Annotated in this window: 8 protein-coding genes; 4 read left to right on the forward strand and 4 right to left on the reverse strand. The window is 44.9% G+C overall.

Annotated features, from left to right (window positions below; translation table 11 throughout):
- From B9T16_RS00455 to B9T16_RS00465, 3 genes are all read left to right on the forward strand, one after another.
- On the forward strand, positions 1-618 hold a 618-nt coding region (locus B9T16_RS00455), incomplete at its 5' end, for a DUF1822 family protein (RefSeq protein WP_410243860.1).
- A gap of 104 nt (positions 619-722) precedes the next feature.
- Positions 723-3,605: a CHAT domain-containing protein gene (locus B9T16_RS00460; protein ID WP_410243861.1), complete on the forward strand. Its 2,883-nt coding sequence runs from the start codon at positions 723-725 to the stop codon at positions 3,603-3,605.
- A gap of 14 nt (positions 3,606-3,619) precedes the next feature.
- Positions 3,620-6,685 carry a CHASE2 domain-containing protein gene (locus tag B9T16_RS00465; RefSeq protein WP_410243862.1) on the forward strand — a complete coding sequence of 1,022 codons (3,066 nt, stop codon included), beginning with the start codon at positions 3,620-3,622 and terminating at the stop codon, positions 6,683-6,685.
- Positions 6,686-6,706: 21 nt separating this feature from the next.
- Here the strand turns inward: B9T16_RS00465 and B9T16_RS00470 are convergent, their stop codons facing one another.
- Together B9T16_RS00470 and B9T16_RS00475 are read right to left on the reverse strand one after the other, a co-directional pair.
- Positions 6,707-8,032 (reverse strand): serine/threonine-protein kinase, encoded by a 1,326-nt coding sequence (locus B9T16_RS00470; protein WP_172973449.1) that lies wholly within the window; start codon positions 8,030-8,032, stop codon positions 6,707-6,709.
- Between the two features lie 97 nt (positions 8,033-8,129).
- Positions 8,130-8,255, reverse strand: a complete 126-nt coding sequence (locus tag B9T16_RS00475) for a hypothetical protein (protein ID WP_286131378.1) — start codon at positions 8,253-8,255, stop codon at positions 8,130-8,132.
- Between the two features lie 273 nt (positions 8,256-8,528).
- Here B9T16_RS00475 and B9T16_RS00480 point away from each other — a divergent pair, with 273 nt between their 5' ends.
- Positions 8,529-8,747 carry a DUF4327 family protein gene (locus B9T16_RS00480; RefSeq protein WP_006618883.1) on the forward strand — a complete coding sequence of 73 codons (219 nt, stop codon included), beginning with the start codon at positions 8,529-8,531 and terminating at the stop codon, positions 8,745-8,747.
- A gap of 14 nt (positions 8,748-8,761) precedes the next feature.
- Here B9T16_RS00480 and B9T16_RS00485 read toward each other — a convergent pair whose 3' ends face one another.
- Together B9T16_RS00485 and B9T16_RS00490 are read right to left on the reverse strand one after the other, a co-directional pair.
- On the reverse strand, positions 8,762-10,015 hold the full coding sequence (locus B9T16_RS00485) for a protein kinase domain-containing protein (protein ID WP_006618884.1): 1,254 nt from the start codon (positions 10,013-10,015) through the stop codon (positions 8,762-8,764).
- A gap of 9 nt (positions 10,016-10,024) precedes the next feature.
- Complete coding sequence (locus tag B9T16_RS00490) at positions 10,025-12,244, reverse strand: serine/threonine phosphatase (RefSeq protein WP_410243863.1); 2,220 nt, start codon at positions 12,242-12,244, stop codon at positions 10,025-10,027.
- Positions 12,245-12,329 lie beyond the last annotated feature (85 nt).

Raw genomic sequence — 12,329 nt, forward strand, 5'->3', positions numbered from 1 at the left:
GCCCGACCGGAGTGGCAGGATTTTCGGGGATTAAGGAGACCCAGACAGWTGGAATATAGGGGAAAAAGGGTCGATTTACGAGGAGAAACTAATCGGGAAAGAGTCGCCTATTGGGTTGATGTAATTTTAGGTAAAAATAGTGAGGAATTATGGAAAACCTCGGCTCAGTCTTTAAGGTCTACTACCCCTGGCAATCCGAGGGTGATTGAAGCGTTGGTGAATTTATTAGCAAAAACTACTGAGGAAGAAACTCGCTGGGCGGCGGCGGAAACTCTGTGGTTATTAGACCCGGAAAATCCGGCGGCGGGTATCCGAAAAGTCAAAGATTTGGGAATGGAAATTACAGGAGAATTGCTGAGTTTGATGGTGGCAGTCTTGCCGAAAGGGGGAAATCGTTTTGCGGTATTTTTACGGTTGTATGCTATGGGTGAACGGGAGTTTTTATCCCCTGGGGTACAGTTGAGAGTGTGGGATGAGATGGGTACGCTGTTCGATTCTGCCACGGCTAGAGAGAGAGATAATTATATTCAGATTAAGTTAAGCGGAAATCTTGGCGAATGGTTAAATGTGGAGGTAAAATGGGGGGAAAATAGCATTATGGAAGGGTTTTTAATCTGAGTAACCATCACGCCCTTCGGCTTGCTTAGGTGATTCCCCTTGATTAGGGAATAGGGAAGGGGGAATGCGTAATGGTAAATCGGTGAAGTTGAGGAGACGGACTGATGAAATTTTGGCAACTTACTTTTCTCGCCCTGGTGTCATTTTTCCTGACTTTTTATTGTGACACATCGATTTTGGCGCGGGTCAACAGTCCAGCCTTTAACGACCAATTTCCCATTGATTTTGTATCCCCCGCCTTAGGGCCAACTACTGAGGACCAAAGGCAGGAAGCCGATCGCTTTTTTAATCGAGGAATACATCACTTGGATCTCAGTGAATTTTCGGAGGCGATTCAACCTTACCAAAAATCTTTACAACTCTACAAACAAATTGACGATCGCCCCGGTATGGCTAAATCTCTCCATCATCTCGGAATTGCTTATCGGAATTTGAAAGATTATGATCAGGCGATTAAATACTATCAGCAGTCTGGGCAGATTTTTGATCAAATAGGCGATCGCAATGGTCTCGCTAATTCTTTTATGGGTCTGGGACTTGTTTATCGGACACTAGAAGAGCATGAGAAGGCGATAGAATCCTATCAGCAATCTTTGCAGATTTTTGAGAAAATGGGCGATGATCAGGGTGTCCTAAATTCCCTCAATAATCTGGGAATTGTTTATCAGAATTTAGGAAAGTATCACCAAGCTATTCAACCCTATCAGCAGTCTTTGCAGATTTTTGAGAAAATGGGCGATCGCCAGAATATGGCTAAATCTCTCCATAGTCTGGGAATTATTTATGGGATTCTGGGAGAGTATTACAAAGCCATAGAATCCTATCAGCAGTCTTTGCAGATTTTTGAGAAAATGGGCGATCGCAATGGTGTTGCACATTCTCTCCTGGGTCTGGGAATTGTTTATGGGAATTTGGGAGATGGTCACAAAGCTATTGAATACTATCAGCAATCTTTGGAGATGTTTGATAAAATCAGCGATCGCAATGGTGTTGCCAATTCTCTTCTGGGTCTGGGAATTGTTTATGGGAATTTAGGAAAGTATGATCAAGCTATTGAATACTATCAGCAATCTTGGCAGATTTTTAAACAAATAAGCGATCGCAATGGTGTTGCCAAATCCCTCCTGGGTCTGGGAATTGTTTATGGGAAGTTAGAAAAGTATGATCAAGCTATTGAATCCTATCAGCAATCTTTGCAGCTTTTTAAACAAATAGGCGATCGCAATGGTATCGCTACATCCTTGGGTAATCTGGGAGTTGTTTATCGGAGTCTCGGAAAGTATCACAAAGCCATAGAATCCTATCAGCAATCTTTGCAGATATCTCAAGAAATAGGCGATCGCAATAGAGAACGTCAAATCCTCAGTAATATCGGTTTACTACTTTCCACACAAGACCAACCCCAATTAGCCATTGTCTTCTACAAACAATCAGTCAATGTTACCGAAGACATCCGCCAAGGTCTCAGGAGACTGCCGACGGAATTGCAACAATTGTATCTGGAAACCGTGGCTGATACCTATCGCCGTTTGGCGGATTTACTCCTGCAATTTGATCGGATTATCGAAGCCCAACAGGTGCTGGAGTTACTCAAAGTTCAAGAACTAGAAGACTACTTAATAAACGTCCGGGGAGACCCCCAAAATCTTCAAATGTTACCCGATGAACGGCAAGCATGGAGTCAATACCAAGCCTTACAGCAAGAGGCGATCGCCATCAGTCGGGAGTTAGCGGAACTCGAAAAAATCCCCGTTAATCAGCGCCTACCGGCACAACAGCAACGCCTCCAAGAAATCCGGGAACAACAAGGAGAAACTCGCGGCATTTTCGACCAATTTTTATCTAGTCCAGAAGTAGAAAACCTGATTAAAAATATCAGCCAAAACCAACATAACATCAATATCAGGAATTATCCAAATTTGCAGAAACTCCTAGCAAATCTGCCAGAAAAATCTGTAATTCTCTATCCTTTAGTGCTAGATAATCGCCTAGAATTACTATTGGTCACTACCCAAACTGCTGCCCCCATACGTCAGCCAGTCAATGTCACAGCCAAGCAGTTAAATCAAGCCATTATAGATTATCGAACCGGACTCAAAAACCAAGATTCCGAAAGTTTTAAACATACGGCAAAAGTTCTCTATGATTACCTGATTAAACCCTTTGAAAAAGATTTGGTTAACCTCCAGGTGAAAACCTTAATTTATGCCCCAGACCGGGCTTTACGTTATCTTCCTCTCGCGGGACTCTATGACGGTCAACAGTGGTTAGTGGAAAAATACCGAATCAACAATATTACTGTCGCTTCCCTAACCCAATTTATCGTTACTCCCTCCAAGCCTCCCTCGGTCTTAGCGGGTGCTTTTGCTGACGTTGACACCGGCTATCAATTCCAAGTCGCACAGAGGCAGTTCGATTTTTACGGGTTGAAATTTGCCTACGATGAAATCAACAATATTGCGGGGATAATTCCTAAGACAAACCGACTCCTAGACCGGGACTTTAACCGTCAGCAAACCGAAGGTTATCTTGGAGATTATAATATCATTCATCTGGCTACCCATGCGGCTTTTATTCCGGGTCAGCCTATGGATTCCTTTATTTTATTTGGAGATGGCGATCGCGCTTCTATTAATGATATTAGAAGGTGGGATTTAAAGAATGTTGATTTAGCCGTCTTGAGTGCCTGTCAAACCGGACTGGGAGATTTATCGGGAAATGGGGAAGAAATCCTGGGTTTGGGATATATAATGCAGGAAGCTGGGGCTCAAGCCACCGTTGCCACTCTCTGGTTGATTGAGGATGCCAGCACTCAACAATTGATGAATGTCTTTTATCAAAAACTCTCGGAAGGTAACAGTAGGGCAGAGGCGCTGCGACAGGCGCAATTAGCTTTGATTAATCAACAAGTCCCCCACCCACAAAATCAAGATATTTCTGCACCCTATCACTGGGCAGGATTTATTATTATTGGAAATGGATTTTAATATCAGGAAATATTATGACTAAAATTATTACCCTAAAACTACATTCTGGTTCTCTCAAAATGGGATTTCATATCAGTTTAGAAATTGCCGAAGAAGGTAAACCTGCATACCTGCAAAAATCAGGTGATTTACCGGCAAATAATCAATTATATGATGAGATCCGCCTCCTTGAGATGGCTTTAAATTCCGCACCGCACCGCACCCGCCTGGAAACCACAAAAAACCAGGTCAAAAATGTTTCCGAACCCGATAATTGCGCTAAAGCCACCCAAAGGGTGATTCAACTTTTCAACCAATGGCTAACTTCTGAAACCTTTAATTCTGTGCGCGATGAGCTTTTAATTGCTATTGCTAAAACCAGGAAATCTATTCGCCTTCTCATCGCCACTGATGATATTGTTACCCAACGTTTACCCTGGCATGACTGGAAAATCAGCACAGACAATTCCCACCTGGAAATAGGGTTTTGTGGTCACTCCTATAAGCAAATTCAGCCCGCAATTAAGTTTAACAAAAAAGTCAAAATCCTGGCAATTATTGGCGATGATAGCGGCATTAACCCCGCCGATGATTTAAAGGTTTTGGCAAAATATGGGGCGGCAATTACACCTTTAATTAACAGCACCAAGTCAGAAGTAATCGCCCATATTGGCAAACCAGAAGGATGGGATATTTTGTTTTTTGCGGGTCATAGCCATACTGAGGAAAGCCGGGGAGTTCTCAAGATAAATGATTCGGAATATTTGACCATTGACGATGTAAAAAATTCCTTAAAAAGTGCCATATTTAAAGGTTTACAACTGGCAATTTTTAACTCCTGTGATGGCATCGGACTCGCCCGCGATTTGGCGAATTTAAATATTCCCCAGTCAATTTTTATGCGACAACCGATTCCCGACCTGGTAGCGACAATATTTTTGGAATACTTTTTAACAGATTATACAGGGGGAAATTCCTTATATTTATCGGTGCGAAATGCCAGGGAAAAATTAGAGGAATTCCAAGCAGATTTTCCGGGGGTTACTTCCTTCCCCGTCATCTATCAAAACCCGGCTGTTATCCCCCCAACTTGGCAACAACTGCGCTGGGGAAGGGGGAAACTACATCAGGTGATGCTGGCTATCGGGGTAATATTGGGGATTTTGCTAATGCGTTATTTGGGATTATTCGCAGGTTTGGAATTGCGAGCCTATGACCATTTTATGCTGATTCGCCCGCCGGAAGGCCAGGACGATCGCCTATTAATTATCACTGTTGATGAACCGGATATACAGTATCAAAACCAACAGGAAATGACCCGAGAAGGCTCCTTATCTGATGCGGCTTTCTCCCAAATTATCGCCAAAATTTTACCCCATCAACCCCGTGTTATTGGCTCTGATATTTATCACGATTTTCCGGTCGATCGCCATTATCCTGAAGTGGCGAGTTTTTTTAAAAATCACCCCAATTTTTTTGCCATTTGTCAAGATAGCGATCGCGATAATAATCATCTCGGTATCGCCCCGCCGCCGGAGGTTGCCCACACCCGCCTAGGATTCAGCAATGTCTTAGTAGATACAGATGGGATAATTCGCCGCCATCTTTGGTATATGAATCCCTCCCATGATACTCCTTGTCCTACTAACAAATCCTTCGCCTTACAAGTGGCTTTATCTTATTTAGAGGCGGAGGGAATACAGCCGGAAGTGACACCCCAAGGGTATTTAAAATTAGGCGGGGTTTATTTAACTGCTTTGGAGCGGAATTTGGGAGGATACCACCAACTAGATACCCGTGGCTATCAAATGCTGTTAAATTATCGGTCTGGTGCAATTGCTGATACCATCAGTTTGACACAACTTTTAACCGAATCTATTGACCCCAATTTGGTGAGCGATCGCATTATTTTAATTGGCAATATCGCCCCCAGCTACAAAGACTTTCACCGGACTCCCATCACCCCCAGCTTTCAAATCCATCACCAAACAGCCGGGGTTTTCATTCAAGCCCAAATGGTCAGTCAAATTATCAGTGCCGTCCAGGATAACCGTCCCCTCATACAACCTATTCCTCGATCCCTTGAAATTATCTGGATCTTGGCTTGGTCATCCCTGGGTGGCGTGGTCGGGTGGCGCGTCCCTGGGGGGATGAGATTTTACTTTACAGTTGGAGGAATTATAGTTATTATATATAGTATCTGTTTTGTGAGCTTTCTGGCAGGGTATTGGATACCTCTGATTCCCTCTGGATTGGGTTTTGCCCTGACGGCAATCATCCTCACCAACCGGGACTCAGCCACCTGGAAGCATAACCACCATATTTTAACGGCGAGGGAATGGGCGTTTTTCGCTCTCCCCCCCCCGCCATTGACCGTTTTTATGATTTTTTTAAATAGGATTTTTGTGGGGATTTTCGCCCTGCCGTTGGCATTAAATACCTCCGACCTCCAGCTTTCCGATAGTCGGGAAACCCAGCCTTATAGAGCATTCCCTGACTCTGAGTATATCAGAGAACCTCTCAATTTTCGACTCCCAGATCGCGGTAGACCAGGCGATCGCACCAGTCAAGCTGGAGGTCGGGGAAACTGTACCAAAGACACCCAAATCACCGCTTTAGTTCCTTCCCAAAATTGGGGCTATACCCTATCCGATCGCCCCTCCTTTTGGTTTTACTTAACCGCGTCTAAAGATTCATCCTGGTCGGCGGAATTTGAACTACAAGACCATCAGAAAAACCGGCTGGTTGAATTGAGCTTAACTGTAAACCCCGGACTGATTGAAGTCACTCTCCCCGAAGATATCGCCTTGGAAGCAGCGGAAACTAACTACTCTTGGCGGTTTTCACTTATTTGTGAACCGAGCGATCGCACGGGGGATTTAGTCGTCAGGGGTCAGGTTTTAAAACGGGAACTTGACCAGGATTTGCAAGCACAAATCCGAGACAAATTCGGTCGAGATTTGGCTCTAGTTTATGCAGCCAATAGTATCTGGTTCGACCTGTTAACTCTGGTGATGAAGTTCCGAGAAGAACAACCCCAAAATCCCCTATACAAAGAAGATTGGCAAGAATTATTGGAGGCGATCGGTTTGTCCCAATAGTCCCATGGAAATCTTGAGCGGTTAAATCTTCGTCGCAAATCCACAATAGGAATTGGGGTTATATTCGTGATACTCTTTTAATGCCGCTTCGCAGTCGTCTTGAGTCTCAAACCACTTGCTATAGACTTGGTAGGAATTATGGCTAGATAGGTTGCGATAGTTGGCGGACCAGAAAAAATCAGCTTGGTTGTAGCCGTCCTCCACCAGGGACTGACGCTTATTTTCCGCGTGGTGGGGAGTATAAAAAGCCGAATCTCCAATAAAATAAAATGATAGGGGGAGTTGATAGGTTTCCGCGATCGCTTCCGAGTTGTTCGGTTCTGACGGAGAGTGCCAAAATATGGTTAATCCTAAACCTGCCAGAATCCCTAAGATCACACCTACTATAGCCGGGATTTGCCAATCGGGTTGGCGTTGGGGTGGCCTCGGTGGGGTGGATTTGGGAAAAATTACCGTCGAAGGGGGAACAGAAATTTCCGTCGATGCTATGGGATGGGATAATCCTTCTAAGGCGGTGAGCATTTCTTGAGCATCAGAAAAGCGATCGCCAGGGTGAAACCGAATGGCGCGATCTAAAATATCCGCAAATTCCGCATTCACCGTTGGGACTAAGTGCCGCCATTGAATTTGCGCCGTGTTTGAGTCAATCGGTAACTCCTGGGGCGTTTTCCCCGTTAACATATAAATAGCAGTTACTCCCAGACTGAACAAATCACTGGCAAAAAATGGGTGTCCCGCCGCCTGCTCAGAAGCCATAAATCCCGGTGTCCCAATGACCAGCGACGGCGTAGGATTACCGCGAGAGTTTAACACAGTCCCCATAATCTCTTTAACCGCCCCAAAGTCAATCAAAACTGGTTTTTGGTCGGGAGATTGCAGGATGATATTGTCTGGTTTGATGTCTCGGTGAATTAGACCATGGCTGTGGATGGTGTGGAGGACTGGTAGCAGGTTTAGCAAAAGATCCCGGACTTCGGTTTCCGACATCGACCCCTGTTGCTGTATGCGACTGGTGAGAATTTCTCCTTCTATCCACTCCTGGACTAAGTAAAACTGTCCGTCTTCTTCAAAATAAGCATACAGGCTAGGAATGTGATCGCTAATTTCTCCTAATTTTTCTAAGACTGTCGCTTCCCGCCGAAAACGTTCGGTGATAAAATGATGAACATTGGGGTCATCAGCTTTCGGTTTTAAGCGTTTGATGGCACAACGGCGGCGAGAGGGCATTTGGTTGTCCTCCGCCAAAAACGTTTCCCCAAAGCCACCGCTGGCGATCGCCACTAGGATCTGGTAACGATTATTCAGGATTACAGTCGAGTTAGGTGGGGAGTCTGATGGATTTAGCATAGTCAAGACCAGGTAAAGTTGAATCACGCAACGCACCCATTGCATTAAATTCACTTTATGGGTATAATGGCTTTAGCACAGATGCCAAGGTGCAACTTTACTCAGCATCACAGGGTTTTTCCTCAAACCAACTGGCTGGCTGCGATCGTGCTGATTCTCTCAACGTGACGGCTTGTAATTCGTCATATTCCCGGGTCTGCTGATCATATCTTGTCTTAACCAAGACATTCTGCTACTATAGGTAGCTAAATTAGGTTTTTCCCCTTCAACCCACTATTTGGGGTGGGTGATGTCCTCCGACTTGCTTGTTAGAATCTTCGAGTAGCTCTCAACCACTGTGGAAAAAAAAGTTAGACATTTTTTGGAAAGTATGCTATCGTATAAAATCAGGAGGTGTCTTCCCCGAAAAAATGCAGCTCAATTAGGCATCGGTGCGACATAGCGTTAGGGGAAAACCCAAAAAGTTCTTTAAGATTTCAAAAATTGAAGAGGTATTATGAGCCAAAAGGTTATACACCCGATGGATAAGTTTCAGCGTCAGGTGCATTCCCTAGTGAAGTCTGACATTGTTAAACCTGAAGATAGCCTATGGAAAATAGCACTGCTATTTGGCGATAAATGGAAGTATTGGAAAGCGGAACTGATTGAATTCGGTTTTTCCATGCAAGATCCAATTAGTGAACTGTTGGCTGTTGATGTTTGGGATGAAGAATAAAACCCTGTGAAGCGTTAACATTTTGGTAAGCATTCTGCTAGTGCTGTAGCTAAGGCTGTAGCAGTCTGATAGCGATCGCGAGGGGTAAATCTAGTTACCCGTTTAATTACCTCGCGTAAGTCCGGGGTAATAGTAGGAATGCGATCGAGATCAAATCCGTATTCTTGGTCTTGTTTTCCGATATAATTTAGGGGACTCTCACCAGTCAATAAAAATATCAAAGTCGCACCGATCGCATATAAATCCGACTGAGTGAGTGGCTGTCCCCTATCTTGTTCTGGTGCGCTATAACCTTCCGCACCAATACGGGTTCCTGGGGGAGTACCAATTTCCTTAACCGCGCCAAAATCGAGAACAATAATCCGGCGATCGCGATGGCGCACCATCAGGTTAGCCGGTTTAATATCCCGGTGGATAATCGGGGGTTCTTGGTTATGGAGATAATCCAAAACTTCACAGGCTTGGATCATGTATTTAATGGCTATTTCCGGCCTGAGGGGTCCGCTTTGATAAACTTGTTTTTCCAGATCCTGACCGTGAATCATCTCCATAACTAAATACTTTTTACCCCCATGCACAAAAAAGTCATAAAACTTAGGGACTCCCTGATGATTAAGGGATTTAAGAGTTTTAGCCTCCCGCTCAAACAATTCTTGCGCCTTAGCGATCTTAGCCATATCTGCATTCATCTCCTTGACCACCACCAAAATTGGCATCGGCTTTCCGCCAAGAGTCTGAGGCGCATTAGCCTTGCTATTATTGCTATCCCAGGCTAAAGACGTGGTTCCCATACCTCCCTGACCAAGGGTTCGCAAAATCTGATAAGTTCGGATAGTCCGTTCTATCTTAATTGGCCAGCCGCAGTGAATACAGAATAGACTACCAGGGAGATTACCCTCATGATTACAATTAGGAGTATTAATAACCGGAGGGGGAGGCGGTGGCGGTTGTTCAATGGCGACCCGGAGTAAAGGTCCTCCCTTAGCCAATTCTAATAAAGCGCCATCAGCCAAGGGTCCCTGGCTGGCTAAAACACCATTAACAAAAGTCCCATTAGTTCCCCGGCTATTGAATATCCATCGAGAATTGTGGGTAGTAGCAGACCTTTGTAAATCGAGATGGTATCGAGAAACCAGGGGATCGATAACCACAACGTGATTATCAGGGGCGCGACCAATTTTAACTAAAGACTCCGTTTCAAACCGCCATTTTTGAATGGGGTTGGTTCGAGTGCCATCAAGTAGGGTCAATGTCAAGATATCGGACATAATTAGAGTTTAGTCTCTGTGATGCACTAGGGCTCGCAGTGCGATCGCCGTAATATTGTCATGGCCGTTGTATTGGTTAGCTAAATCAATCAAGTCATCAACTCCCCGATCCAAATTAGTCTGGGAATCAATCAAAGGCTTCAGATGAGTTTGACAATAGGTTTCCACCAAATCATTATCTGTCAACCCATCAGAAGCCAGCAGTAGCAAAGTATCCTCAGTGATATCAAAAAATTCGATATCTGGTTTTAAATACTTGCCATCCCTAGGCCCCAAGGCTTGGGTAAGTTGATAAGCATCAGGACGGTTATAGGCAGTTTCCGGGTCTACACCTATAGCAATTTCCCGCTGTCCGACTTCGTGATCAACAGTGATTTGTTCCAAACCTTGACTGCAGGTAAAACGGTAAAGGCGACTATCTCCCACATGAGCGATCGCCACCTGAGTATTAGCTACAATCACTAATACCAAAGTAGTACCCATGCGACCACTACCAGAACGAGTCCCCTGCATATTAACCCTATAGATAGCCTCATTAGCCTCAGCGATCGCATGGTAGATTAATTGTTCTGAGGGTAAACTATCACTATCAGCCCAGTGAGTCTGAAAATATTCTTTCAGGCTCTGTACAGCCATACGACTAGCCACCTCTCCCCCCGCGTGTCCACCCATACCATCACATAGGATATATAAACCACGAGCATAGAGAGTCTGACTACCCGGCATTTCCTGACGATCTAACAAAGTTTGCAGACCAAAGGAGTCCTGATTTTGCGATCGCTCTTTTCCCACATCTGTACGACCAGAAGCCTGTAAATCCAACAACTGAGGCAACCTAGGAACCGTTGGTGCATCTCCAATTTGTCCCGAAGAAGATCCCGTAGTCGGAACATCTGTCTGTAGACGAGTTACAGACGAGCGCTGAGGTGCTGTTGTCGGTTGCTGTGGTGGTGTCAGTTCTGCCATAATTTCATCTAACTTTAAGCGTAATTCTTCAACCCGCTGAAATTTGTCCTCCCGTAGATCCCGCAACATTTGCGTAATCGAACCCATCAAAGTGCGTCCAGATAATTTAAATAGACTTTGCCAAAGTTGTCCTAAATCCGCCACAGTCGGCATCTTTTCCGGGTCATCAGCGTACAACTGTTTAATAAATAAACTGCCAGGAGCAGTGCCAGAAATTGCCAAATTATCCAACCGCAATAAACTTTGGCGATAGTCAACAGGTTCCAGAACGTACCAGAGTTGCGTCATCTGTTGTAACCAAGCCACAATTTGTTGAAGTGGAGTCTGGATATCGTGCCACTTTTGTTCAAAATCCGGCAAATCCGAATAATCTTCCAACAACACGATCGCCTGATACTCGTCTTCCCAGGCATCATGTACCTTGGGAAAATGTTGTGGGTAGCTATAGTATAAATCCCAATACACTTGCGCCGCCGCCATTACCAAAGCCGACCTATTTTGGCGATCATCCACAGTCAACTGCAAAGCCGCCAGCGGAGACATCTGCAAAGGTTGACAATCCAAAACCGGGACCCTTGCCATTTCCCCCACCGGCAAAGGTGGCAGGGGTTCTAGCAGTTTATATCGCCCTTGGGAATCCAAATAAACAGGTTTATCCACCACAGTAGCTTCTTCAGACGTATCAACTTCAGCTATATCAGCCAGAGAAGTCGAGGGGGGAAATAATTCCGTATCCGTCGAGAGCAAATCCCGATCGCCCACCTGTTCAACATTAGACATCTGGAATAATCCCACATCCTCCTCCTCCTCCTCCTCCTCCTCATCCTCATCAGAGAGTGACACAGCCAGAGAATCATCCCCTAGGGTGTCTAAAACGGAATGGGTATCATAGTCCTCAGCTAACATCAGATTAGAGTCTGTTGCTGTCACCTCAGCACCCGGTAAAGTAGTGATCACATCCCAATTCGAGGAAATCTGATCCTCAACCCCATCAACTCCACCCATGAGGTGATCAAAGTTATCTGTTGCCGCCAAGTTTGGGGGTATCTGTTGGGGGGCAGATTCCTGATATGGCTTATGGCAAAATATAACCGCCTGCCACACCTTTCCAGTTTTAGCCCCACAGTTCCAACAATCGAGCTGATCAAGCGAAACTTGGCAGCTACACTGAGGACAAGACCTATAGGTTAAAGATGTGCCACAGCTTTGGCAAAATTTATGATGGTCTGGGTTTTCAAACTGACATTGGGGACAAACAAGCATTTTTGGGGTTCCCCGTAGCGCGATTATTTCCATTTTGACATATTCCCGACCCTAACCAGAAAGTTAGCGCCGGATTTTTGATACC

Source organism: Arthrospira sp. PCC 8006 (genome assembly GCF_046480465.1).
GTDB classification, from domain to species: Bacteria; Cyanobacteriota; Cyanobacteriia; order Cyanobacteriales; family Microcoleaceae; genus Limnospira; species Limnospira platensis.

Excerpts from the sequence above, each read along its gene's own strand:
- B9T16_RS00460 (WP_410243861.1), top strand. The coding sequence starts at position 723 with ATGAAATTTTGGCAACTTACTTTTCTCGCCCTGGTGTCATTTTTCCTG.
- B9T16_RS00470 (WP_172973449.1), bottom strand. The coding sequence starts at position 8,032 with ATGCTAAATCCATCAGACTCCCCACCTAACTCGACTGTAATCCTGAAT.
- B9T16_RS00465 (WP_410243862.1), top strand. The coding sequence starts at position 3,620 with ATGACTAAAATTATTACCCTAAAACTACATTCTGGTTCTCTCAAAATG.
- B9T16_RS00480 (WP_006618883.1), top strand. The coding sequence starts at position 8,529 with ATGAGCCAAAAGGTTATACACCCGATGGATAAGTTTCAGCGTCAGGTG.
- B9T16_RS00490 (WP_410243863.1), bottom strand. The coding sequence starts at position 12,244 with ATGCTTGTTTGTCCCCAATGTCAGTTTGAAAACCCAGACCATCATAAA.
- B9T16_RS00485 (WP_006618884.1), bottom strand. The coding sequence starts at position 10,015 with ATGTCCGATATCTTGACATTGACCCTACTTGATGGCACTCGAACCAAC.